Source organism: Parabacteroides sp. FAFU027 (genome assembly GCF_022808675.1).
In the GTDB taxonomy this organism is placed as follows: Bacteria; Bacteroidota; Bacteroidia; order Bacteroidales; family UBA7332; genus CAXXIC01.
Genome location: NZ_JAKZKV010000021.1, coordinates 1 through 26157 on the forward strand (window position 1 = coordinate 1; position 26157 = coordinate 26157).

Genomic DNA, 26157 nt, shown 5'->3' on the forward strand with positions numbered 1-26157 from the left:
ATTTGTCTCCATCAAATTTGGTGACAATGCGATTGAATTTACTTCGATTCAGAAACGAAACCAGTTGAGCAAAAACGTATTTGTCTTGATACATATGCAATCAGATTAATCTGATGCAAAACTAAAAATTCAAGTCCGTTCGCTCGCGAAATGCTTATAACCAACTAAATTTCAAATACTTCAAAGACCATTTTTAGATTTTAATGGGACAGTAATGGTTTTTAGTATCGGAAAAACCCGGAAAAGGATGGATTGATGTATTCATAAGAATGATTGGTATAAAACGATTTGTGACGATGTGGTTAAAACTCTGTGTTTTTCACTGCAAAAGTAGCAATATAACCAATGCTACAACTTGTATGTCATTCTTCTTAGGTTTGAAAATAAAACAATGGCATACTGTTCTACTCTTGCTCCGATAAATACCCGATATAATACCGGAGAGATTTAATTTTGTTTCAATAATGACCTATTAGACTTATCTTTGCACTTTGAAATACAGCAAAGGCCTCATCCAGACTCAAACCTTTGCTATATCCAAACAAGTAATGGTAAAAAAACTGGTTCAATCTTTCGATCAGGTTTCGATATTCAAATACTTCATCAAATGGCTGGTGTTGGTACTCCCGGTGGCCCTGGTAGTAGGTTCGTTGGTGGCGCTATTCCTGTGGCTACTCGATGTGGCTACACAGACCCGTTGGCAAAACGGTTGGCTGCTCTACTTCCTTCCATTTATCGGTATGGGTATTGTAGCATTATACCGCTTCAAAGGAAAAAATGCTGAAGCGGGCAACAACCTGATCATGGATGAAATCCATAAACCCGGGGGAGGTATTCCCTTTAGGATGTCTCCGTTTATTATCATTACAACTGTGGTAACACACCTTTTCGGCGGTTCTGCCGGACGAGAGGGTACAGCCGTGCAAATAGGCGGTAGCGTGGCTCATTATTTTGCCAAAAAGATGAAACTGAACCGCGATGACTTCCGCATTTTGCTGATGACGGGAATCGCAGCCGGTTTTGGAGCGGTATTCGGCACCCCAATTGCCGGAACGGTATTTGCCCTGGAAGTACTGGCTATCGGCCGAATTAAATACGATGCACTGATGCCTTGCCTGATGGCCGCTGTATTGGCTGATATTGTCTGTACGGCTTATGGCATTCACCACACACATTACGCTATTAATTTTCACGACCACATCAGCGACGGCTTCCTCTACTTTCGCATAAACTGTGTCATCCTCATTTGGGTGGCATTAGCCGGCATGCTATTTGGACTAACCAGTTTTCTTTTTTCCGAACTCTCCCACTCCATCAAGAGCCTTTGTCATAAATACATCAAATGGAAATATGCCATTCCGTTCATCGGAGGTATTGTCATTATCGGCCTGACATGGCTGGTGGGCACAACCGATTATCTGGGCCTTGGAGTCAATACGCAAAATGGCATTGGCACATGTATCGTTAACGCATTCAAACCGGGTGGTGTGGATACCTTTAGCTGGTTTTGGAAAATACTCTTTACCGCCATTACCCTGAGCACCGGATTCAAAGGTGGAGAGGTGACTCCCCTCTTCTTTATCGGTGCCACATTGGGCAATACTATTGCCATGATGACCGGCAATCCGGTTGACCTTTTTGCCGGACTGGGCTTTATTGCTGTCTTTGCCGGAGCCACCAATACCCCCCTTGCCTGTACCCTGATGGGGGTGGAACTTTTTGGCGGCGAACACATCCTCTACTATGCCGTGGCCTGTTTCGTGGCTTACTATTTCAGCGGACATTCCGGCATCTATACATCGCAACGCATTGGTGTGTCGAAAGCTGACTTTGATTATCATTCGGAAGAAGAAAACACATTAAAACTTTTACGGGAGAAAAAAGCCAAAGAATTGTAGGTAAATTGTTTTCCCGGTCTCATTCTCAAAAAAGACTGATATAACATCAGACGGAAATCTCTGACAGGCTCAGATTAGAATCTGAGGAATCATCAGATTAGAATCTGAGACATCATCAGACAGTAATCTGAGGCAATGTCAGATGTGAATCTGAATACTCCTTTATCCTCCTATTTGAATAGATTGTACACACCCGTCCACCTGACATATACACCCTGTACATTTTTCCAGTTGATTGTATTGACCACCATTCTACAAGAGGCAAATAAACAGTTAATTTGCACGCATACAATCATCTCTAACCCCAAAATCCCCAGTGTAAAAATCTTATTTTTTGCATCGGGAACCTAACTCTTTATTATGAAAAAAAACTACTTCTCCCTGCGACTATGCTGGCTTCTGCTTAGCGTTCTGTTCGCCGGCGGATTGTTGGCCCAACGCCCCATGGAAAAATTGGGCCGCGGACTGATGGCCCAGAAAATCTCGAACGGGATTTATGTGAACTGGCGTATTAATGCAGACGAATGGTACAACACCTACTACAAAGTGTACCGTGACGGAAACCTTATTTACACAACCAAGACTACCGAAGCGTCGAACTACCTGGATCCTTCCGGAACCGTTTCTTCAAAATACTCTGTTTCCAGAGTGAAAAGCGGTGTTGAATCAACACAATGTACTCAGGTGACAGTCAATACAAAAGGCTACATCGATATTCCGATGCATGCGGTAAAACATGGATATACTTTGAATGATGCCACTGCTGCTGACCTTGATGGGGATGGTGAATATGAGATCATCGTAAAAAGAATGAACTTAGATTTTTCGGTTGCAAACGATTCTGCTTATTCCTATTTTGAAGCATACAAACTGGATGGTACATTTCTTTGGGAAATCAATGTAGGCCCGAATATTCTTTCTTCTTCCGGAGTTGAAATTAACATTGCCGCCTACGATTTCGATGGTGATGGAAAGGCCGAAGTATTTATGCGCACCTCCGAAGGTACGATCTTCGGAGATGGCACAAAAATTGGAGATACTGATGGGGATGGCAAGACTAATTACAGATACTCGGTCGTTCAGTCGGCCAATATGCAATATATGAATGCCGGACCGGAATTTCTTTCTCTGATCGATGGGATGACTGGTAAGGAACTGGATCGTGTAAACTTTATCCCTCGTGGTAACTCCAGCGATTGGGGGGATAGCTATGGCCACCGTGCTAATAAATTCTTCTTCGGTGCTCCCTATTTTGACGGAAAACACCCAAGCCTCTTTATCGCACGCGGTATCTATACCAAAACTGAGATGCGTGCCTATGATATCGTAAATAAAAAAATTGTTGTGCGCACAAGCTGGGGAACCAACGGTACCTGGTCAAGCGGAAACAGCGGCATCTACTACGGACAGGGCTACCACAACTATGTAGTTGCCGATACCGATGGTGACGGCTGTGATGAAATCAACTACGGCTCCATGTGTATCGACCACAACGGAACACCGCTTTACTCTACGGCTTTGGGACATGGTGATGCGCAACACGTAGGTGACTTCGATCCTTATCGCAAAGGTATCGAAGTATTTGCCTGTAATGAGGATAACCCCGGCACAAACCTCCGTGACGGTAAAACAGGACAAATACTATACCGCAAAGTTGCACCAAGTGATGTTGGCCGTTGTTGTGCTGCCAATATTTCAGACGCTTACAAAGGTGCAGAACTATGGGGCGGAGGTGTAGGTCTTTCTGCTACTGACAGAAACGAAATTACCCATTTCGGTCTGGCCGAAAACTTTCCTGTATATTGGGACGGTGACCTGTTGCAGGAAATCTGTGACCACACCGGGTTTTCGACTTCAACCGGAGTCGGTTATGGCCAAATTACGAAGTTCAACGGTTATGGAAATATAACGCCTCTGTTGACTGCTGATGCTTACTCGTGTAACTATACCAAGGCTACTCCATGCTTACAGGCTGACCTCTTTGGGGATTGGCGCGAAGAAGAGATGTGGTGGAGAACAGATAGTATGGCATTACGTATTTATACCACACCAATCCCTACTTCCAACCGGATTTATTCTCTGATGGCTGACCACCAGTACCGACAGGCAATCTGTTGGCAAATGTGTGGATATAACCAGCCTCCTCATCCAAGTTTTTATCTTGGCAGTGATTTCCCTACTCCTATCCCCCCGAAAGCGACTAACGGCAAACTGGTTTGGACCGGAGCCTCGTCCAACTGGGACACTTCATCGGCCAACTGGAACGATGGTGACGACGCTGTAGGATTGATAGCAGGAAACAGCTCTGCTATTTCTTACACTGATGGAAAAAGCGTTTTGTTCGACACTCACGCTACTAACACAACTGTAACGATTCCGTCAAATATCAGTCCTGAAGGATTGACGGTTTCGGGAACCAGCAATTATACAATCAGCGGTGCTGGTGCACTAACCGGAGCCATGTATTTATCCAAAATGGGTGAATGTAGTCTGACTCTCTGCGGAAACCATAGCTTCACCGGAAATACTGAAATATGGGAAGGTGATTTATGGATGAATGGAACTCTTTCCGCTTCACCCGTTATCATTCGTCGTCATGCCAACTACGGTGGTACAGGTACTACAGGAAATGGTATTTCTACAGAATACAATGCCGGAATCTATGTTGGTGGAAAGGCGGTTGCCGATACAATGACCGTAAATGGCTCACTCAACCTGGTAACCGGTGCAAGACTTGTCTTCGACCTGTCAGATAACCCGACTATCCTGACCGGAACAGCAACCGGCTCCACTGCATTAAAAAATGACTACCTCAAACTGAACGGTACATTGCAATTGGGCTCAGGTGCAATTGTAGCCCTCAACCCTATCTCCGGAAAATTAACAGAAGGAAAATACCTGATTGCAAAAGTAAATGCGATCTCAGGTACGCTTTCATCTGTAAAAATGGAGGGCGCAAGCGGAGTTGCGACTGAATTAAATTACGATGCTGCCACACAAAGTCTTTATCTTGTGGTAAAAGGTGTTCGCAGTGCCAGTACTGTAAACTGGACCGGTAAGACTGATAATAACTGGGATTTGGCTAAAACTACCAACTTTAGCCAGGATGGTTACGACGATATCTTCGTAACCAACGATAGCGTTTACTTTGACGACACAGCAATCAGACGTATCGTGAACGTCACAGATAGCATTAAACCCGCCTACGTTCAATTCAACAGTAGTCTGGATTATATCATAAATGGAACAGGTGCATTAACCGGACCGATGGAACTGTACAAAACCAATTCAGGTGCACTGACCATCAACAACCGAAATACCTTTACCGGTAAAGTAACCGTTGACCAGGGAAGTCTGATTCTGAAATACGCCCCTTCGGCTACCAATGTCGGTGGTATCGGCGCCAACACGGCTAACCCTGCATATTTTATCCTTAAAGACAGTGCTAACCTTCAGGTAACGACTGCTAACGAAATTACCACGCGAGGACTGACACTTTCGGGAACTGCCGGAGGGTTAATGAACGTTACCTCAGCCCTCTACTGGAATGGCGCTATTCAGGGTACGAAGTTGACTAAATACGGAAGCAGCACATTGTACATCGGGTACAATAATACCACCCTGAATGAAACTGTTATCAAGGGAGGTACACTCCGTCTAAACACATCAACAGCAGTCCCTTATGGTGGAGGAAAAAAGGTTACCTTAATGGGTGGTACACTGGAAACATTAAATGACATAGGTGCTTACCTGACCAGCAGCCACGAAATAAATGTTCCGGCCGGAAGTTCCGGAACTGTAATTGCTGGTGCACGATGTGAATACAATGGTGCTTTAACCGGAGCAGGAACACTGAACTGGAGTTGTGATTATATCCGTGCCTTTATCAATGGAAATTGGTCTGCATTTACAGGTACCATTAACATTACAGCAAACTCAGCAAACTCAAGTGCAGAAAACCGTTTTACTGTAAATAATATAAATGGAGTTCCAAATGCAACAGTTAATATAGGTTCTGGTGTAATTATGAGTTACAAATCAGGCTCAACTGACAATGGTGGAACCTCAACAATTAAAGTGGGAATGCTAACAGGTACTGGAACATTCTATAACTCAGGCCTTCAGGTTGGTTCATCCAACGCCAGTGGTACTTTCTCCGGAGTAATCTCTGGCGCAGCAACTGTAAGCAAAGTCGGAACCGGACTTTGGGTAGTATCAGGAGCCAACACATACACAGGTTTGACAACAATCAGCGGTGGTATCTTAAGCCTTACCGGCAGTCTGGGTACCGGCACGGTATCTGTCTCTTCCGGTGGTAAACTAATCAATAGCGGAACTGTTAGTGGTGGAGTTGTAATCGGTACTGATGGTATTGTGATTAATAACAATACTTTTGCCTCAACACTTACCAACAATGGTACATTAAACGGTAGCGGTACAGTTTCTGGAGCAGCCACTCTGGGTAGTAATTCTACAACCAATCCGGGTAGCACTGCAATCGGAACAATGACTTTTGGAAGCAACGTCACCATGACCGGAACTGCGGCATTGAACATGCAGATGGCCGGTGGTACTTCCACCAGTTGTGATAACATGAAAGTAGCCGGCACATTCACCTGCAACGGAACACTTAACATTAGCTTCACAACCGGCACTCCTATCGCAGGAGCAGCTTATCAACTGATCAGCGCTACAACCATTACTGGCACTTTCACCACCCTGAATCTGCCGACTTTACCTGACGGTCTTATCTGGGATACATCCGAACTGTACACTACCGGTAAACTCAAGGTATCACAAGGCATGGGTATTGAGACTACAGTGATTAAAACCGGAGTTGTTCAAAACCCGACAAACGGTATCTTCCGGATTTATACAGACCAGTCAGCATCTAACCTAAGTGCGATTGTTGCAAACCTTCAGGGACGCATCATTTACCAATCCTGCGTAAATGAAATTACGGGGGGCACTTTTGAAGTCGATCTGACCAGCCAGCCAACCGGCGTTTACCTGCTGAAAGTCGTTTCAGATAAAGCAAGCTCTAAAGCGATTAAGTTGATTAAAGAATAATCCATTTTAAGTCATAGACAAAGCCCGGTCAAACACAATGACCGGGCTTTTTTTTTGCTTTTTTCTCCAAATACAAAACGGAAATCTTATCCTGAAAATAGATTCATTTGGGAATTTCCCCTCTTGCACATTTTTCCAGTACAAAGTATTGGACTCTATTTTCGAAGGCTTGTATTCTCTCTTATTTTGTAACACCAATTTTAACGGAACAAACAGAGGGTCAACAATTGCCCTATCTGGTACACCATACCACGATGAAAAACAAACAATTATTCAGCTTCCCGGACTGGAGTTATTTTAACGAATGCCCCTGATTCTATTCTTAAAGAGTAGTCCATACGAAAGCCTGGTCAAAGCTGAACATCCCTACCTCTGATATACTAGTACAATATCATATTATTCAACCTTAAACACTTACTCTATGAAACAAAAACTATCTACCTGTTTTTTAATCCTACTGCTTATTTGCGGATGGGCAGGGCCACTTAGCGCACAGCGTAAAATGGAAAAGCTTGGCCGCGGAGTGGTGGCAGTCAATAACGGAGGTGGTTCCGTCTATGTGAGTTGGCGCTTATTAGCCACCGATCCTCTAAACATTGGATTCAACGTCTATCGCTCAATAAACGGAGCTGAGGTTATAAAACTAAACTCCACTCCGATTACTGCCACTACAGATTATACCGATAATTCGGCCAGTACTTCTGCAACAAACTCGTATTTTGTAAAACCTGTATTAAACGGAGTAGAAACAACGGCAAGTAAACCATTCACAATACAGGGAAATGCCACAGCTAAGCGTTATCAGGCAATTACACTTAAGCCAACGACTTATTCGACTTCCGTTCAGCACGTTTACCCGGGAGACCTCGATGGCGACGGTGAGTATGATTATGTAGTAAAGCGCCAACCCCGTGATCCTGCTAACAATGTTCTTCTTGAAGCTTACACCCACGATGGCGCATTCATGTGGAGAATAGACCTGGGACGTAACATGGAGCAGGGCGCCGGCACCCATAACCCGTTTGTAGTTGTTTATGACTTCAACGGTGATGGAAAAGCAGAAGTCTTTACGCGCTCAGGCGAACTGACCGTCTTTGCCGATGGCAATTCAATTACCGATACAAATGGAGGTAACAAAGATGGTGTTGACGATTACCGCACTCTTCCTCCTACTTCTGACATGGGCTATATGCTGCTCGGTGACAATTGCCCCGAATACCTCTCTATGGTGGATGGAATAACCGGTAAAGAACTGGCTCGCAGGGAGTGGATTGACCGCGGAGCTAAATCAACCTGGACATCACTCTGGGGAGATGGCTACGGACACCGTATGAATATGAACTTTATCGGCGTGGCTTACCTTGATGGTGTCAATCCAAGCATTGTAACCTCCCGCGGGGACGGAGGCATTATGGATATTGAGGCGTACGATTTTGACGGGACTAACATTAACTCCCGTTGGACCTGGTCAGCACGCACCAACACGGCTAAACCTGCCGGACAAACATGGAAACAGTTCCACGCAAGCTGCCTGAATGGTACTGCAACCAACGCTGGAATTCCGACAGGATACCATTGGGCAGATTTCCACAATATCCGTGTAGCAGACCTTGATGGCGATGGCAAAGATGAAATTTCATGGGGTGTAAATGCCATGGACGACAATGGTACTCCATTATATTTTGCTAAAAATGATATTGGCCACGGAGACCGCTTTGTTATCAGTGACCTGGACCCCGACCGTCCCGGTCTGGAATGTTATGCTATTCAGCAAGCGGCATCAACGTTAGCGGTATATTACGATGCGAAAAACGGCGAACGTATCAAAACCTGGTCTGCTGTGCCATCATACGATGTAGGAAGGGGTGACGCTGCTGATATTGACCCGAATGTCAAAGGATGCGAACTTTGGTCATATGCCCACTCTACCTTGCTCAACTGCAAAGGGGATGCAGTACCGGGTGCAACATCCTATCCGGCTCCAGCTCTCACCATGTGGTGGGACGGTGACCTGCAACGGGAAATATTAAGCGCTGCAGACGGAAATGGCTACAACCCCATTATCAATAAATGGAACCCGTCAACCAACAGCGCCGGAAGACTTTTAAGCCTTTACTCCGAAGGAGGAGCATATTCTAATAAAATACCTTATGGCGGAAGACCGGCATTATATTCCGATGTATTGGGTGACTGGCGGGAAGAAATATTCTGTATGAATAGCGACAGTACCGAAATGCGCATTTTCTCGACCTGGACACCAGCCAGCACTCGTATCTATTGTCTGATGCAAAACCCCGAATATCGCTCGTGCGCAAATATTAAAGGATATATGACCTCTACCGAAGTCGATTACTATCTGGGAGGTGGAATGACCAGACCTCCGATGCCTCCCGTCCTTTCGAGTAATACACAATGGAAAGGCGGAGCAAACGGAAATGCCTGGGACGTTAATACAACTTCCAATTGGCTCAACAATACTACTCTGAAAACTTTCAATCAGGGAGACACTGTGCTTTTTGATATTTCTGGAAAAACAAACAATACAGTTAATCTGTCAGGTGAGGTTCAACCCAGTCAGGTATGGGTAAGTTCTCCGGTAGATTATACCTTCACAGGCACCGGTGCTATTGCCGGAAATGCAAGCCTCTTAAAGACCGGATACGGGGCTCTGATTTTGTCAAATACAAATAGCTACACCGGTACTACAACCGTAGACCAGGGTTCACTAATTGTGAATGGGGTGCTCACACAAAGCCCTGTCTGGGTAAACCGTCAGGCGATATTGGGTGGTATCGGAACGCTCTCACAAACAGTAACGATGGAAACCGGCGCCATTCTTTCTCCTGCGAAAAACAATGTTGCCGGAACTTTGAAATTTGCCAAAAACCTGACTATCCCAACAGAAGCTATCTATCAGCTCGATATGTCAGATGACGCTACCGGACAAACACGTGCAAGTGATTCGATTAAAGTAAATGGAGACGTTGTACTGTCCGGGACTCTGAATGTCAAGGTTAACCAGCTAAATGGTAAGCTTTCTGTTGGCAACTACACCATTATGACTTTCACAGGTGCATTTACCGGAACGCTTTCAAATATTATCGTAACCGGTATTAACGACAATAAATATTCTGTGATTAATACAGGTAATACTATTGTTATCAAAATAGAGGCTTCTCGCGATCCGGGTAATATTGTTTGGTCAGGCTCCAACCCTACATGGGACTTGCTCACCACACAAAGCTGGTTAATCAACGGCTCTCCTGCCCTATTTGCAACCGGAGACTCTGTGTTCTTTAATGCTACCGGAAAAGCGAATCCAAATGTAGTACTTACCGGGACTCTGAATATAGGTAAAATGGAAGTCGATGCCTCTGAGAATAATTATACTTTCAGCGGTACAGGCTCTATCATCGGTAACGGAGGAATCACGAAAACAGGAAAAGGCAAACTAACATTGTCCACATCCAATGCCTACACCGGAAAAACAATAATAAACGGAGGCGCTCTGGAAGTAAGTACTTTGGCTAATATTGGACTAAACAGCTCTATCGGAGCTGCGGCAACTACCGACCCTTTGTATCTCCAGCTTACTGATTCGCGCTTGCGCTATGCCGGTTCTACTCAGCAATCAACAGACAGAGGAATGACCATCACCGGGACAGATACAATAGAAACCGCTAACTCTGCCGGCTCTATCGTACTGAATAGCCCCGTTGTAGGGACCGGAAAACTGGTAAAAACAGGTGCCGGAAAATTAATATACAATGGGGTTAATACATATACAGGAAATACCGTCATCAAAGAAGGGGCTATTAACTTCGGAAATGATAATGTAAACAGTGCTGCCGGTACTCTCAGCCTCGAAGGTGGTACATTGACAATGTCTAATACCTCTTCTTCATACACAAACATCTACTGGAATTATATTATTCCGGCAGGATGTACAGGAACCATCAACACAGACTCGCGAAGTACCATGTTCGGTACACTTACCGGAGGTGGAACACTAAACTGGTATTTGCCTTCGATGAGTGGTGCTGCAGCAGTTCGTACGGAATTAAAAGGCAACTGGTCGGCATTTATGGGTACTATCAATGTAACAGCCAGCTCTGCCGGAGGCGATTTCAGAATCAACAACACCAACGGGTATGCCAATGCAGCACTTAATCTGGGGGCAAAAATAAATGCCTATCACACTACAACGGGCACAACCGTTGCTGTAGGTGAAGTATCTGGAGTAGCTGGTTCTACCCTGAGCGGAGCAAACTGGACAATCGGAGCCAAAAATACTGACGCAACATTTGCCGGAAAAATTAAAGGAAACTCGGTGACAAAAGCAGGTACCGGAACCTGGACACTTACCGATACTGTGAGTTATGCCAGTGCAACCTCCATCAACGGGGGTAAGATAATGTTGCTCTCACCCGGATACATTAGTGGTCCTGTAATTGTTAATAACAGCGGCACATTGGGAGGAACTGGTAAGGTGAACGGGACAGTTACAGTCGCTTCAGGAGGAACGATTGCCCCGGGTACTGCATCCATCGGAACATTAAGGATGGGTGGTGCACTTATTCTTAATTCGGGTAGTTCGACAACCATTAAAATCAATCGGACATCTTACACACAGGATTCGATTAGAGTTACCGGAGCGGTAAAATTAGCCGGAACGATCAACCTGCAATTGCTGAATGGAGCCTTTGCCGCAGGAGATGCATTTAAAGTTATAAATGCAGGTTCATACAGCGGAACATTTTCGGGCATTAATCCGGCAATTCCCGGTATAGGATTGAACTGGGATTTGAGTACTGTAGCGATTGACGGTACTATCCGGGTATCGGCATCTACAGGGGTTAACAACGTGAAGAACTTGGATATTAATCTCTATCCTAACCCCACAAGCTCAAGGCTGAATGTCATTTTACCACATAACACTGAGTCCCGGATTGAAATATATTCTATCGGAGGTGTACGACTGATGAATATTCAAACAAACAGTTCTCAAGACATTGATGTAAGCGCCCTTTCACCGGGAGTATATACAATAAGAATTGTTTCAGATGCCTTCTTTGGCATCAGGCATTTTATCAAACAGTAATACCTGTTTAATCTTTCAATGAGAGCCCTGAAAGTTATTAATTTGACTTTTGGGGCTCTGTTTTTCATTAAGCTCTATCTACACACTTTAAGCACCTAAAAGGACTAAGAATATCACCCTTCAACAACTGCACTTTATGATGAGATACATAAAAGACAAAAGCCGCTCCGGAGCAATTTCCGAAGCGGCTTTCTTTGTGGTATATCCCACAATAATTATTTTTTGAATAAGCGGTTGTAAAGACCTTCAAATACCTGTCCGTGACGGGCTTCATCTTTACACATTTCATGAACAGTGTCGTGGATAGCATCCAGACCCAATTCTTTTGCACGGGTAGCAATGCGTTTTTTATCGGCACATGCACCTGATTCTGCATCAATACGAGCTTTCAGGTTAGTTTTGGTATCCCATACCACTTCACCCAATAATTCTGCAAATTTTGCAGCGTGCTCAGCTTCTTCAAAAGCAATTCTTTTGTATGCTTCAGCTACCTCAGGATAACCTTCACGGTCTGCCTGACGGCTCATAGCCAAATACATTCCCACTTCAGTACATTCTCCGGCAAAGTGTGCTTTCAATCCAGCCAACACCTCTTCGTCCACACCTTTAGCAACACCGATTCTGTGTTCGTCAGCCCATGTCAAAGCGCCTTCTGTTTCAACCTGCTCTACGAATTTGCTCGATTTTGCTTTACAAAGCGGACACTGCTCAGGCGCAGTATCACCAGTGTGGATATATCCACAAACTGTACAAATAAATTTTTTCATTGTCGTTGCGTGTTAACGGTTAATTAGTTAATAGATTTATTTTGCATGAGGCTTCCCTCATGATTACATTTATCGCATAAGCCTTTATAAAAAGCACTTATTTCCGTAATAACAAATCCCTCCAGATGTTTAGGGTCTACCATATTCACCTGGTCAACAGGTAAATCAATGATTTCACCACAACTTTTGCATCTGAAATGAGCATGGATCGAAGTATCCCCGTCATAACGAATATTTTTTTCATCAATTTCGAGACTCAAAGCTGCTCCCTGCTGTGCAAATAATTTCAAGGTATTGTAAACCGTCGTTTTAGATAAAGTCGGGATAGACTCACATAACGCCTGATAAATTTCATCGGCAGAAGGGTGCGTACGGTTTTTCAACAAATAATCCATAATGGCAATACGCTGAAGTGACGGTTTAATTCCCCGTTCAATCAAATAGTTTTTTGTGGTGTTTGTCATAACATGAAATTATTACACTATTGTTTCCTCTACAAATCTATATCATTAGAATCTTTCAAAATAAAAAGCCACATTCGATTTAACAAAAATTGCGGGGTTATTTTGAACGATTCAAGATTACCCCGCAACACAATATATGCTTTCTCTATAACCACTTCTTCTTCCTGAAATAAATCAGGATCAAAATACACGCCGTTATCATCAAAACGATAGAAAACGGGTATCCCCAGGCTTGTTCCAACTCAGGCATGTGTTTAAAGTTCATGCCGTAAATACTGGCAATCAATGTTGGCGGCATAAAAATCACCGACACGACGGTGAAGATCTTGATAATTTTATTCTGTTGGATATTCACCAAACCGAGAAAAGTATCCTGCATATAATCCAGTCGCTCAAAACCGAACTTGGTATGCTCGATCAAGGAGTTAATATCCTTAATTACAATCGAAAGCCTGGGCTTTAGTTCATTTGGAAAGAGCGCACTCTTCAGCATATTGGATACTACACGCTGTTTGTCAATGATATTTTCCCGAATAGACATAGTCTTATCCAGCATATTTTTTATCTGCATCAGGATATCTTCATCAACATCGTTGATAGACTTGCTTAATATAGAAATTTCACCTGTCAGCTCTTCGATAATGTCAGCATCCCGCTCCACCCGGGTTTCCAATAAGGCAACGAATATATGATATCCGGTCGGATAGTTTACCGGATTGGCAAAAATACGCTTCACAGTCTCATTAAAGGAGCGCAATTCACAACTACGCACAGAAACCAGAATGTTATTTTTCAGGATAAATGAGACCGGCTCCTTTTCAAAGTTTTCCAGCAGGAAATTGGAGTTAGCCACCAATGTATCCGGAGTCTCAATATAGCGCGAACTGATCTCAATCTCTTCGATCTCTTCCTCTTCCTGGATATATATTTTGAGAAAATCCTCCAGTTCTTCCTCAACGGCCTCCGTTACATCATTCAGGTCAATCCATACAAATTGCGACATGGGTATTTTTTTCAGGATCCCCATATTCCGGCTTATTTTTATGCGGCCTTCATCATGATAAAATAGCTTTATTTCTGCCATAATGCGGAATATTTACAGATAACAATAGCACAATGTGCGTTCAATTAGAATTCTTGAGCTGATCATTGATGAATAACAATGACTCTTTAATCATTTAAAATATGGATGGTATGGCAAGCTACAAGCGCTGCGGTTTCAGTTCGTAGGCGACTGGAACTAAGCGAAACCGGCAGAAATCCGTTCTGTTTGGCCAATGCAACCTCCTCTTCACTAAAATCGCCTTCCGGTCCGATCAGGATTAATACATTCTCCCCTTTCTTATATTGTGAGGTCAATGATTTTTTATCCGAATCATCGTAGCAATGAGCGATAAACTTCTGTCCATCAAAAGGCATTTTCACAAAATCAGAAAAGGAAACAAGTCCATCCAATACCGGAAGTGTGGCTTTCAACGATTGTTTCATGGCTGAAACGAGAATCTTCTGAATACGATCATTCTTCACCTCTTTACGTTCGGAGTAACGACAGCGAAGCAAGGTCAATGCATCAAGCCCAATCTCGGTTGCCTTTTCGGCAAACCACTCTGTACGATCAATATTTTTGGTTGGAGCAACAGCTATATGTACGGAAAAATCGCGGTGATGAGATGCAGGAATTTCTTCCAGGATTTCAACAGCACAACGCTTGGGATGCGCCCTCACTATCCTGGCCCTGAAGAGAGAACCTTTGCCATCGGTCAATACCACCTCCTCCCCTTCGGGCAAACGCAGCACTTTTGCGCAGTGCAGCGATTCATCTTCCGGCATTTCCAGAGCGGTCTTTATGTCCGGTGTATAGAAAACATGCATAATTAATTCGGTCTGTTAAGCATAAGAAGATTAAATGTTTTCGCCTCGTTTTTTTAGCTCATCCCTGATTTTGGAAGCATATTCGTAATTTTCATCATCAATGGCTTCCTGAAGTCTTTTATTCAGTTCATCCGTGCTCAGGCTCTGAAACTGTTGAATCGCTGTTGTTTCATCTTCTTCCTCTTCGGTAGGCTCATTGCTATCTTCCCGTCCTTCGATGATGACTCCGGCTTCCTGCAAAATCAGTTCAGTGGTATATATCGGACATCCCACACGCAAAGCGACGGCAATAGCATCCGATGTTCTGGAATCTATCTTAACCTGACGTTCTCCATTGTCAAAAAGCATTTCCGCATAAAACACACCGGCTACCATCTTATAGATATAGACTTCCAGCAGACGAATTCCGAATGCCTGGCTAAAGGTCTGGAAAAGATCATGCGTCAAAGGACGGCGTGGTGTAATATGTTCCAGTTGAATAACAATAGACTGGGCTTCGGGGGTACCGACAATGATGGGTATTTTGCGGGGACCATCTATTTCGCCGAGAATTAAAGCATAAGCACCGGTCTCGACCTGGCTGATGGTGATTCCATATACTTTGAGTGGTATGCGTTTCTCCATAATATATCCTTGTTTGACTTATAGAAAACAAATATAAACAATAATACGGAGTAAGAGAATCTTTTTGCTAAATAGATAATGAGAAAAGCGCTGTGTGTAAAGAAAGAAATAGGAACCGTATAAAACGAGAAAAGGTTGTCATCACGACAACCTCAACCTTTTTGTTAACCTTAAATCTAATACCATGAAAAACATAGTGCAAAGATAAGGGGTTGTAGACTGTCTTCAAACAGACTAAACATCATTTAGTGCCATTTGACATTATGTTAACACAAATCAGCCGTTAACTTAATCAAAGCCGACACATTAACAACCAAAACAGTTAAGGAATATGGAATGAGTAAAGTTGAATGAGTAGTAAATACCAGATATTGAAACCTTGTAGAGTTTTTCAAAAACAGGAACCGTTTAAAACGAGAAAAGGTTGTCATCACGACAACCTCAACCTTTTTGTTAACCTTAAATCTAATACCATGAAAAACATAGTACAAAGATAAGGGGTTGAAGACTGTCATCAAAGTGACTAAACATCATTTAGTGCCATTTGACACTGTGTTAACACAAATCAACCATTAACTTAATCAAAGCCGACACATTAACAACCAAAACAGTTAAGGAATATGGAATGAGTGAAGTTGAATGAGTAGTAAATACCAGATATTGAAACGTTGAAGAGTTATTCAAAAGCAGGAACCGTATAAAACGAGAAAAGGTTGTCATCACGACAACCTCAACCTTTTTGTTAACCTTAAATCTAATACCATGAAAAACATAGTACAAAGATAAGGGGTTGAAGACTGTCTTCAAACAGACTAAACATCATTTAGTGCGACTTGACACTATGTTAACACAAATCAGCCATTAACTTAATCAAAGCCGACGTATTAACAACCAAAACAGTTAATGAATATGGAATGAAGGATGTTTACGGGTTAGAAAAAACCGGAGATTGAAACATTGAAGAGTAATACAAGACAGTGACGGTATAAAACAAGAAAAGGTTGTCATCACGACAACCTCAACCCTTTATTAACCTTAAAATCTAATACCATGAAAAACACATTGCAAATATAGCGTATTTTATGTTTTAAAGCATACAATCCCGACATGTTTTTTCTCTGAAATCATATTATTTAACTCAGAAAAGCCTGAATAGGATATTGCGAAACATATTTTCAGTATTTCATTTGATTATAAGCCCATTTTCTTGGCTTCATTCCAGATTTCATCCATTTCCCCCAGTGTCATATCTTTCAGTGAACGACCTTTCAGCAATGTCTGCTGTTCCAGGTAGTTGAAACGGCGGATAAACTTCTGATTGGTTCGTTCCAGCGCATTTTCCGGATTAATCTTATACAAGCGTGCCGCATTAATCAGGCTAAAGAAAAGGTCACCAAATTCGGCTTCCATCTTATCGTGATCCAGTTCATTGATTTCAGTCTTCAGTTCGGTGAATTCTTCCTGCACCTTATCCCATACCTGTTCCCGTTCCGACCAGTCAAAACCGACATTGCGGGCTTTATCCTGTATGCGGTGCGCTTTTATCAAAGCAGGAAGTCCGGAAGGCACACCTTCCAGTACGGTTTTATTACCGCCTTTCTCTTTTAGCTTGATAAGCTCCCATTGGTGTTCCACTTGTCCTGCCGTATTGGCTTCAGCCTCACCAAAGACATGCGGGTGACGGAATATCAGTTTATCACACAGCGCATCACAAACGTCTTTGATATCATAAACTCCTTTTTCCGAACCGATTTTAGCGTAAAAGGCCACATGAAGCAGCACATCGCCCAACTCCTTTTTAATAAGGGTGTCTTCTTCGGAGATGATTGCATCGCAAAGTTCGTAAACCTCTTCGATGGTGTTGCAGCGAAGACTTTCATTGGTCTGCTTTTTGTCCCAGGGACACTTTTCGCGCAGCTCATCCAGTATATCAAGGAGTCGCCCAAAGGCCTCCATTTGTTCCTGACGGGTATGCATTTTTTAATTTGAGAATTTGAGGATTTGAAAATGAGATAATTATTGATAGTCTTATTTTGATTTCTTCCTGAATTCAGCCAATCCGTTTTCAAGGAAAAGGACAAACCGGTTCACATCTTCATCGTAGGCATAAGAGGGTCCGATGGGTTCTCCTTTACCATTCAACAGGACATAGAAGGGTTGCGCATTAGCTTCAAAGCGTACACGTTGCAGATAGCTCCATTTATCACCGATGGTTCTGAGTTTACGCTCTGTACCATTTTCATTAACTGTAATTGGCTCCGGTAATGGGCGCTTATCATCCACAAACAGCGTAATCAGCACGTAATCATTTTCAAGAATCTGTTTGACTTTCGGGTCAATCCACACGGCCGCTTCCATCTTTCGGCAATTGACACATCCGAAACCGGAAAAGTCAATCATAACCGGTTTATTATTGGCTTTTGCATAAGTCATGCCGGCTTCGTAATCATCGAATTTAGCATGAACTTCATTCTTGTAAAGATTAAAATCCTGGGTAGAAAGCGGCGGCGCAAAAGCGCTGATACTCTTCAACGGAGCTCCCCACAAACCGGGAATCATATAAACGGCGAACGAGAAAGAAACAATGGCCATAAACAGTCTGGGGACAGAAACATGCGGAACTTCGCTATCGTGTGGTAACTTTAGTTTGCCCAACAGATAGATACCCAACAACGCAAATATCACAATCCAGATAACGAGGAAAGTCTCGCGGTCAAGCAAGTGCCAGCCATAAGCCAAATCAGCCACGGAAAAGAACTTGAAGGCCAGTGCCAGTTCGAGAAAACCCAGAATCACCTTGACCGTATTCAACCAACCACCCGATTTAGGCATGCGCTGCAACCAGGAGGGAAAGAGGGCAAAAAGTGCAAACGGTATCGCTAACGCCAGGGCAAAACCAAACATGCCGACTGCCGGGCCAAAGTAATTGCCCATCGTTGCCGCCTGTACCAACAACGTTCCGATAATCGGACCGGTGCAGGAAAATGAAACCAGCGACAGGGTAAACGCCATGAAGAATATGCTGAGCAGACCGGTGGTTTTATCCACTTCGCTATCCACTTTATTGGTCCAGGATGAAGGCAGGATAATTTCGAATGCGCCTAAGAAAGAGATGGCAAACACCACCAGTAACGCAAAAAAGAGCAGGTTAAAGATTGCATTAGTCGAAAGGTCATTCAGCGCGCTGGCACCAAAGAGCCCGGTGATAATCAGACCTAACGACAGATAAATCACAATAATGGCAACCCCATACGTAATGGCACCCGAAATGGCCTTTTTGCGATTTTGGGAATGTTTGAGGAAAAAGCTGACTGTCATGGGGATCATCGGCCAGACGCACGGGGTCATCAAAGCCAGCAAACCGCCCAAAAATCCATACAGGAAAATCAACCAGACAGAAGTATTTTCCGTGATTCCTTTATTGCCGTAAGCATGGAGTTGTTCAACGACGGGTTTCCATAAATCGACCGTTCCGCTATCTGACGGAGATTTTGCCGGTAATGCCATTGCTGCAACCTTGGGTGTATCTACCACCTGAACATGTTCTGTTTTTTTCTCTGGTGTTGCAGCTTTCGCTTTCGTATTTCCAATGGTAAAATTGAAATCTGTCGGCGGCAGGCAGGATTGGTCATTGCAGGCCATATATTTTACATAACCCGAAATGGAAAATTTATCCGGATTGGTCACTATTACCTTTTGAGTGAACGTTGCCGATTGCTCATACCAGCTCAGGTTCATTTCAAATTGCTTATCGAAGTGCGTGATGAGCTTCGAATCAGGGCGAACTTTCCCATCCAGCTTCCCCCCTTCCACTTTTTCAAAAGTAAATTGGGTTGCAACAGGTCCTCCTTCCGGCAAGTCCAGTCCGTAAAGATGCCAACCGTTGTCCAGTTTAGCGGTAAACAGGATTTCCTTCGTATCTTTACCGGTATCATTGACTTTGTAGCTCCAGTGTACCGGATCCTGTATCTGAGATGTTCCGTGAAAACAAAAAACAAAAAGCAAGACGAGTAATCCGAATAACTTTTTCATATGTCATATATATTAATGTAACATGCTCGGGAAAGCAAAGATAGAGAATGCAACCCAATGCGACAAACAGATTGGCTTCAGCTTTTGTTGCAGAATTAATCTTTTATATTTTGCCGAAAACCTCTTTATTATCGGGGCAAAATCTAAGCTCATGCAATCCCGAAAAAATAGTTTTTGCTATCTTTGGCCTCAAATTCAAAATACGTATTATATTAATCACTTAACAGGACATAAAACATGAATTGGTTTGAATGCAAAATCAGATACGAGAAAACAATGGAAAACGGCATGATTAAAAAGGTAACTGAGCCGTATCTGGTTGACGCTTTATCATTTACAGAAGCTGAAGCTCGTATCATCAAAGAGATGACTCCGTTTATCAGCGGTGAATTTACCGTATCAAACATCACCCGCGCCAACATCAGCGAAATCTTCGAAGACGAAACGGGCGACAAATGGTACAAAGCAAAAGTGTTGTTTGTTACTATCGACGAGCGTAGCGCTGCCGAGAAAAAAACAGCATCTTACATGTTGATTCAGGCAATCGACTTTAAATCAGCAATGGCTAACCTCGAAGAAGGTATGAAAGGAACGATGGCTGACTATACAATTGCCCAAATCAACGAAACGGCAATCATGGACATCTTCCCGTTTGCTGCTGTGGCTGAGAATTAATTTACGATAACCGGACAGGTTATTCATCAGATACATTTTTCTACTATGTCTGTTTCAGAAAATCTAAATTCTGTACGCCAAAATATACCGTCACAAGTGCAACTTGTGGCGGTTTCTAAATTTCACCCGGCGCAATCCATCCGTGAAGCTTACGAATGTGGCCAGCGTGTCTTTGGCGAAAGCCGCGTGCAGGAACTGACCGATAAGGTCAACCAATTACCGTCTGACATCGAGTGGCACTTTATCGGCCACCTGCAAACCAACAAGGTGAAATACATCGTTCCGTTTGTCACCATGATTCATGCGATTGACAGTGAGCGCCTTTTGCAGGAAATCGATAAATCGGCGGGCAAGGTGAACCGTACCATTGATTGCTTGTTACAAATACATATTGCCGAGGAGGAGTCGAAGTTCGGCTTTTCGTTGGATGAATGCCGCGAGTTTATGGCTTCGGGAAGATGGAAGCAAATGCCGAATATCCGTCTGCGTGGCGTGATGGGCATGGCGACCTTCACAGATAACGAAGCACAGGTTCGTCGTGAATTCCAGCATCTCACCCAATTCTTCCGGGAAGTGAAAGAGAAATGGTTTGCCGATGAAGTTTCTTTCAGTGAAATCTCGATGGGAATGTCTGACGATTACCGCATCGCTATCGAAGAAGGAAGTACGATGGTGCGTATCGGAAGTACCATCTTCGGAAGCAGACAATATTAAAGGTATAGTTGAACCCCTTCAGGGTTTGGCAGGACGATGAAGCCCTTTTATCCACGGGTTGTTCCCGCGGTTATTAAAGTTTAATCCTTCCAGGATTATTTCGTAACCGCAACCACGAAGTGGTTGAATCTGAATAACCACGGGTGCAACCCGTGGAAAACAATGAGGCAGTAACCGAACCCTGAAAGGGTTCAACCATTTCAGTTCATCGCAGGATATTTCCGTTCACCTTTTCTTCAGGCAACCTTCATAACCGAAAAAAATTCTTACAGATATGAATAAACTTAAGACCACATTCGCAGGATTAAAGCTGAAATCACCGATTATCGTAAGCAGTTCGGGGCTGACCAACAATCCCCAGCGTATTCTTAACCTGGAGAAAGCCGGAGCAGGAGCTGTTGTGTTGAAGTCATTGTTTGAGGAGCAGATTAGCCTGCTGATGAACCAATACAGCCAGTATAACGAATATCCCGAAGCGCTGGATTACATCCGTTCCTACTCCGAAACCTGGACGGTAAACGAATATACCAAACTGATTAAAGAGACCAAAGAGCTATGTACCATTCCGGTCATTGCAAGCATTCATTGCATCAGCAACGGAAGCTGGACCAGTTACGCGCAGCAAATCGAACAGGCTGGTGCCGATGCCCTGGAGTTGAATATCTCCATCCTGAATACTTCCCGTGATGCGGTGGATGTGGAAAAAGCACACATCGAGATTGTGAGAAGCGTGAAGAGCCTGGTATCTATTCCGGTGATTGTGAAAATCGGAGCCAATCATGCGAATCTGGTTTCGTTGGTGGATAAGCTGGCGGGAAGCGGAGCTGATGCGGTTACGTTGTTCAACCGTTTTTACCAGCCGGATATCAATATACAGAAACTCTCTTTCACTGCCGGTAATGTCTTCAGCAAACCGGAAGACCTGAGTAACACCATCCGCTGGACGGCGATTGTGACCGGTGTTTTGCCAAATGTGGAGATTTCGGCATCGACAGGGGTGCATGACTGGGAAGCTGCGGTGAAGATGCTTCTTGCCGGTGCACAGACCGTACAGATTTGCAGCGCTATCTATGAGCAGGGTGATGGTATCCTTTACGAGATTGAGACTTGTATCGAGGAGTGGATGAATCAGCACAGCTTTCATAATCTGGAGGATTTCCGCGGCAGACTGAACTACAAGAATATCGCCAATCCAGCCATGTTTGAACGGACGCAGTTTATGAAATACTTTGCGAGTCGGGAGAATGCCTGATGGTTTCTTCCGATTGGCTTAAGCATAAAAATACCCGCAGAAAGTGAGTTTCGAAACTCTTTTCTGCGGGTATTTTGTTTATAAACCGGTTTTCTCTAGCGCGAGTTTAGCGCAGCGTAACTCGTGCTGGAAATCCAGACAGCTTGTAGCTGTTTAAAATATTGAGTTTCATTGAATATACAGTTACTTTACGAGCGTTTATTCCTTTACTCTCGACAGCTACAAGCTGTCTTTGTTTTGGGTACGAGTTACGCTTTCGCTAAACTCGCACCAGGAGTTACCTTTCAAACTCGCGCGAAAGAGGGGAAGAACTCGCGGTCCTCTCAATTCATGGCACACCTACGCGGAACAGAGGCTACTTTTCGTCATCGTTTGTATCGGTTGTTGTAACTGATTCAACTTTTACTCTTTGTGATGAACCCAAGAAACGATGTTTCCGAAGTTCACCTTTATCTTTAAGAAATGATACAAACTTATCTAAAGTATCTTTCATTGCTTGATTTACCACCAATTTGTCTTGTTCTTTAAATACAATCCCATCATTTATCATTTCATTAATAACCATAAAGTCGTCTGGTTCTATGTGGTGAACAATACTATTGTCGTCATACCGCCTAAATCGCTTATATTCTTTGCTCTTTAATTTTTCAGTCAGCTCCTTATATATCTTATTTAAATTCTCATCGTCTTTTATAAGTGAACGCATTTGCTGAAATGTATGATGGTCGTTCTTTTGGTATCGGTCAAAAATTGCATCATCCATTCTTGTATATTGGTAAGTCTTTAAATTTTTGAACTCTGAAACTAACTTCTTTCTTTTTTTATCATCACTGAAACTGTCAATCCGTTCAGAGGATACCACAAATAATATAATAATGAGAACACCAACAACAAAATATAAAATTAGTCGCAAGAGCTGAACCCATATGTTGCCATAAAATGTTTTGCTCCAAAATGTTGTTTCTCCTTTAACATCAATCGCATCAACAACTTTAATTTCTTTTTGCCCTGCAATCTTTCCGAATGAAAATATTTTGGGTATAGCGCCTTTTTTGTGTAATACAAGTAGTTTTACTATAAAAAACTCTCCACTCTCAATAATAACCTGGGAAAAACTAATTCTGTCTTTTTGATAGTCTATTAATTTTATATTTCTAGTCAAATAATCGCTACTTGTTTGGATTATTTGAGGTTGTTCAATTATTTTACCTGAACTAATTTTTATTCCAAGAGGCTCGTTGTCATCATAAAATTCCTTGATGATATTTTGGTCGCCATTGTTAATTATCTTAACGGTATAAATTCTAAGGTTTTCCCGGGTTTGTTTAAGGTTAGTGCTGTCATAAGTTACTTCAAGTTTGCTTATGTCTGCATTAAAGTCCAAAACATTTGTGTTTGCAATTACCTCATACCGTAGGTCAACCTTTTTTTCTTGTAGAAAGGCGTAAATAGTAATCGTTGTCCCAAGAACACCAAACAAGGCCAAAAGTGTCCTTGATGCGAAACTGTCGAATAGTTTTTTTAATAAGTTGTCTTCCATATTTGCTTTCTAATTAACTGCCACTTTGGATTAGCTCTTTCAGTCATGCCTTGCCGCTATCGGTTGGTATATGTTGCTGAGCGGATTTCGGAGAGCGTTCATTTCCTGTAGGACTGAGAAGCGTTCCTCCAATCTTTTGTTTAAAAACGCTCTAAAAGTAATATTTTCATCTGAATTGAAATGTTATTCGTTCTTTTATCTACTTAGCAAGCCCTAATTTCATAAATCAACCCGATAAGCCTTACGCTTACCGGGTCGAAGTCTGTTTATAAGTTGTTCGATATTAATCTATCATGCCTTCAATAAGCAATTATTGCACGATGCGGGACACCACAATGGAAACGGTACGCTGGTCGTTACTACCGACTGCAACTACGCGAAACCAATACTTCTGTCCTGACTTCAGTCCTTTGAAGGTGAATTCCGACTTGGTAGTCGGCTCATTGGTCCACACACTACTGTCGCTAAGCGGGTCAGTCGTGTATTGGAAGATGTAAGACTTAGCGCCGGCCAATCCATCACAAGATGCAACCAGCTCTCCGGGATTTTTCCCGTCAAACACTTTGACATTCTGTGGTTGGTCAAGCTCGACAGTCGATGTGCGCTCTTTGCTCACATCAAAACCTGAACTCAACATAATGGTGCGGCTACCGTTAGCTTCAAGCTCTACATATCGAGCCCAACGGTGCTTCAGGTCAATGACCTCTACCCGTTTTTCATTTTTAAGAGCAATCTTGACCCGGTCGCCCGATTGGGCTGCCGACAGACTGCCGTCATATTCAACTTTGAGATTTTCATCCTCCGCAACTGTAGGCTTAGGGTCTGGAAAACTTGGATTCCCCTTTATATTGGAGATAATCCGTCCCAGACTCACACTTAGCTCCGAATCAGAATACCGTTCGTAACTATTTAATATTCGGCAAGTACTCATGGAAATAAAATTAGAAGTTCGTTACTAAAGAAAAATCAATCAAAAATGGCTTTCAAGACTAAAAGATACCCTCCTATAAACTTTTGCAATTATATGTATTATTTTTCACACAATCACTATTTAAGAGGAATTATTTTTATTATAATTTCAATTCACGGGCAAAATACTCAGTCTTTATAAATTATAAAACCATTTACACCCTGTATTTGACAATACAATTAACAACACAGTCATTGTATTAGCATATTAACCAAATAAATGAGATATAGCAATATTCATCGTTTTTGCATGATTCTGTAGATCGCCCGTTATAATCAAAAGGGTTGTATATCGCCAAAATACAACAACCCACTAGATACTACATAGAAACAAGCACACACAATACTCAAATCACAACCCGTCTCCCAGGGCCAATAAAGCTCATAAAGCGATGTGTGACATACAATAACCTATGTATGTTTCACTTTGCTCTCTGCACATAATTCATGACTCCAAACCTGATACAAAATCATCAAAACAGGTTTTGTTTGTCTCTTCGTCTGATTTGTATAAGGCAAAACAAAACTTGCATAGAGCCTTGCGTAACTTACATGAGGCTTTGCGTGTTTTGTAAAGGGCTTTGCGTAATTTGCAAGAGGCTTTGCGTGTTTTGCAAAGGGCTTTGCGTAACTTGCAAGAGGCTTTGCATGTTTTGTAAAGGGTCTTGCGTAACTTGCAAGAGGCTTTGCATGTTTTGCAAAGGGCTTTGCGTAACTTGCAAGAGGCTTTGCATGTTTTGCAAAGGGCTTTGCGTAACTTGCAAGAGGCTTTGCAAGTTTTGTAAAGGGCTTTGCAAGTTTTGCAAACAACTATTCAGTATATAGTATTTAGTTGTATTTCAATGAAATATCAAATCCAAGCTATAAACAGGGCATAAAAAGCTTATATTGGACCGGATTTTTCAATAAAGTCAGGGATGTTTTGGGTGATGCGGTTTTTAACCGCATTTTATTGCCTCTCGACATTACTGTCCCATTAAAATCTAAAAATGGTCTTTGAAGTATTTGAAATTTAGTTGGTTATAAGCATTTCGCGAGCGAACGGACTTGAATTTTAGTTTTGCATCAGATTAATCTGATTGCATATGTATCAAGACAAATACGTTTTTGCTCAACTGGTTTCGTTTCTGAATCGAAGTAAATTCAATCGCATTGTCACCAAATTTGATGGAGACAAAT

General features: G+C 42.8%; 18 protein-coding genes. 7 read left to right on the forward strand and 11 right to left on the reverse strand.

Translation table 11 applies throughout. From position 1 onward, the window contains the following. The coding region (locus MLE17_RS18380) for a DUF4372 domain-containing protein (protein WP_243348999.1) at positions 1-94 on the reverse strand (94 nt) is incomplete at its 3' end. A gap of 454 nt (positions 95-548) precedes the next feature. Here MLE17_RS18380 and MLE17_RS18385 point away from each other — a divergent pair. The 3 genes from MLE17_RS18385 to MLE17_RS18395 all read left to right on the forward strand — a co-directional run bounded on the left by MLE17_RS18385 (position 549) and on the right by MLE17_RS18395 (position 12069). Next, positions 549-1898 (forward strand): voltage-gated chloride channel family protein, encoded by a 1350-nt coding sequence (locus tag MLE17_RS18385; protein WP_243350237.1) that lies wholly within the window; start codon positions 549-551, stop codon positions 1896-1898. A gap of 360 nt (positions 1899-2258) precedes the next feature. Then, the gene (locus MLE17_RS18390; RefSeq protein WP_243350238.1) at positions 2259-6968 is read left to right on the forward strand and encodes an autotransporter-associated beta strand repeat-containing protein; all 4710 of its coding nucleotides are present in this window, start codon (positions 2259-2261) and stop codon (positions 6966-6968) included. A 421-nt stretch (positions 6969-7389) separates the two neighbouring features. Next, positions 7390-12069, forward strand: coding sequence for an autotransporter-associated beta strand repeat-containing protein (locus MLE17_RS18395; protein WP_243350239.1), 4680 nt, complete (start codon positions 7390-7392; stop codon positions 12067-12069). Positions 12070-12284: 215 nt separating this feature from the next. Here the strand turns inward: MLE17_RS18395 and MLE17_RS18400 are convergent, their stop codons facing one another. From MLE17_RS18400 to MLE17_RS18430, 7 genes are all read right to left on the reverse strand, one after another. Next, positions 12285-12836: an NADH peroxidase gene (locus tag MLE17_RS18400; RefSeq protein WP_243350240.1), complete on the reverse strand. Its 552-nt coding sequence runs from the start codon at positions 12834-12836 to the stop codon at positions 12285-12287. Between the two features lie 23 nt (positions 12837-12859). Next, on the reverse strand, positions 12860-13300 hold the full coding sequence (locus MLE17_RS18405) for a Fur family transcriptional regulator (protein WP_243350241.1): 441 nt from the start codon (positions 13298-13300) through the stop codon (positions 12860-12862). Positions 13301-13445: 145 nt separating this feature from the next. Continuing rightward, complete coding sequence (gene corA, locus MLE17_RS18410) at positions 13446-14384, reverse strand: magnesium/cobalt transporter CorA (RefSeq protein WP_243350242.1); 939 nt, start codon at positions 14382-14384, stop codon at positions 13446-13448. An 86-nt stretch (positions 14385-14470) separates the two neighbouring features. After that, on the reverse strand, positions 14471-15172 hold the full coding sequence (locus MLE17_RS18415; protein ID WP_243350243.1) for a 16S rRNA (uracil(1498)-N(3))-methyltransferase: 702 nt from the start codon (positions 15170-15172) through the stop codon (positions 14471-14473). Positions 15173-15202: 30 nt separating this feature from the next. Continuing rightward, a complete protein-coding gene (locus tag MLE17_RS18420; RefSeq protein WP_243350244.1) occupies positions 15203-15796 on the reverse strand; it encodes a bifunctional nuclease family protein in 594 nt (197 codons plus the stop codon). Positions 15797-16987: 1191 nt separating this feature from the next. Continuing rightward, complete coding sequence (mazG, locus tag MLE17_RS18425) at positions 16988-17773, reverse strand: nucleoside triphosphate pyrophosphohydrolase (protein WP_243350245.1); 786 nt, start codon at positions 17771-17773, stop codon at positions 16988-16990. 51 nt (positions 17774-17824) lie between these two features. Next, complete coding sequence (locus MLE17_RS18430) at positions 17825-19828, reverse strand: protein-disulfide reductase DsbD family protein (RefSeq protein WP_243350246.1); 2004 nt, start codon at positions 19826-19828, stop codon at positions 17825-17827. 237 nt (positions 19829-20065) lie between these two features. On the opposite strand from MLE17_RS18430, the gene MLE17_RS18435 reads away from it, so the two are divergent. The 3 genes from MLE17_RS18435 to MLE17_RS18445 all read left to right on the forward strand — a co-directional run bounded on the left by MLE17_RS18435 (position 20066) and on the right by MLE17_RS18445 (position 22469). Further along, entirely contained in the window at positions 20066-20503 is a 438-nt protein-coding gene (locus tag MLE17_RS18435) for a DUF4494 domain-containing protein (RefSeq protein WP_243350247.1), read from the forward strand. Positions 20504-20548: 45 nt separating this feature from the next. Next, the gene (locus tag MLE17_RS18440; RefSeq protein WP_243350248.1) at positions 20549-21217 is read left to right on the forward strand and encodes a YggS family pyridoxal phosphate-dependent enzyme; all 669 of its coding nucleotides are present in this window, start codon (positions 20549-20551) and stop codon (positions 21215-21217) included. Between the two features lie 274 nt (positions 21218-21491). Continuing rightward, positions 21492-22469, forward strand: coding sequence for a dihydroorotate dehydrogenase-like protein (locus MLE17_RS18445; RefSeq protein ID WP_243350249.1), 978 nt, complete (start codon positions 21492-21494; stop codon positions 22467-22469). A 355-nt stretch (positions 22470-22824) separates the two neighbouring features. Here MLE17_RS18445 and MLE17_RS18450 read toward each other — a convergent pair whose 3' ends face one another. The 3 genes from MLE17_RS18450 to MLE17_RS18460 form a co-directional block, all read right to left on the reverse strand. Further along, entirely contained in the window at positions 22825-24009 is a 1185-nt protein-coding gene (locus tag MLE17_RS18450; protein ID WP_243350250.1) for a hypothetical protein, read from the reverse strand. A gap of 310 nt (positions 24010-24319) precedes the next feature. Beyond that, a complete protein-coding gene (locus MLE17_RS18455) occupies positions 24320-24940 on the reverse strand; it encodes a fibronectin type III domain-containing protein (protein ID WP_243350251.1) in 621 nt (206 codons plus the stop codon). Positions 24941-25389: 449 nt separating this feature from the next. Then, complete coding sequence (locus MLE17_RS18460) at positions 25390-25788, reverse strand: hypothetical protein (protein ID WP_243350252.1); 399 nt, start codon at positions 25786-25788, stop codon at positions 25390-25392. Positions 25789-26063: 275 nt separating this feature from the next. Between MLE17_RS18460 and MLE17_RS18465 the strand changes: the two genes are divergently transcribed. Beyond that, a partial coding sequence (locus MLE17_RS18465; RefSeq protein ID WP_243348999.1) for a DUF4372 domain-containing protein occupies positions 26064-26157 on the forward strand: 94 nt, incomplete at its 3' end.

Bases quoted from the DNA above. Each gene is read 5' to 3' on its own strand.
- corA (WP_243350242.1), bottom strand. From the start codon at position 14,384: ATGGCAGAAATAAAGCTATTTTATCATGATGAAGGCCGCATAAAAATA.
- MLE17_RS18405 (WP_243350241.1), bottom strand. From the start codon at position 13,300: ATGACAAACACCACAAAAAACTATTTGATTGAACGGGGAATTAAACCG.
- MLE17_RS18400 (WP_243350240.1), bottom strand. From the start codon at position 12,836: ATGAAAAAATTTATTTGTACAGTTTGTGGATATATCCACACTGGTGAT.
- MLE17_RS18450 (WP_243350250.1), bottom strand. From the start codon at position 24,009: ATGGAAGACAACTTATTAAAAAAACTATTCGACAGTTTCGCATCAAGG.
- MLE17_RS18440 (WP_243350248.1), top strand. From the start codon at position 20,549: ATGTCTGTTTCAGAAAATCTAAATTCTGTACGCCAAAATATACCGTCA.
- mazG (WP_243350245.1), bottom strand. From the start codon at position 17,773: ATGCATACCCGTCAGGAACAAATGGAGGCCTTTGGGCGACTCCTTGAT.
- MLE17_RS18390 (WP_243350238.1), top strand. From the start codon at position 2,259: ATGAAAAAAAACTACTTCTCCCTGCGACTATGCTGGCTTCTGCTTAGC.
- MLE17_RS18435 (WP_243350247.1), top strand. From the start codon at position 20,066: ATGAATTGGTTTGAATGCAAAATCAGATACGAGAAAACAATGGAAAAC.
- MLE17_RS18385 (WP_243350237.1), top strand. From the start codon at position 549: ATGGTAAAAAAACTGGTTCAATCTTTCGATCAGGTTTCGATATTCAAA.
- MLE17_RS18445 (WP_243350249.1), top strand. From the start codon at position 21,492: ATGAATAAACTTAAGACCACATTCGCAGGATTAAAGCTGAAATCACCG.
- MLE17_RS18395 (WP_243350239.1), top strand. From the start codon at position 7,390: ATGAAACAAAAACTATCTACCTGTTTTTTAATCCTACTGCTTATTTGC.
- MLE17_RS18430 (WP_243350246.1), bottom strand. From the start codon at position 19,828: ATGAAAAAGTTATTCGGATTACTCGTCTTGCTTTTTGTTTTTTGTTTT.
- MLE17_RS18415 (WP_243350243.1), bottom strand. From the start codon at position 15,172: ATGCATGTTTTCTATACACCGGACATAAAGACCGCTCTGGAAATGCCG.
- MLE17_RS18420 (WP_243350244.1), bottom strand. From the start codon at position 15,796: ATGGAGAAACGCATACCACTCAAAGTATATGGAATCACCATCAGCCAG.
- MLE17_RS18455 (WP_243350251.1), bottom strand. From the start codon at position 24,940: ATGAGTACTTGCCGAATATTAAATAGTTACGAACGGTATTCTGATTCG.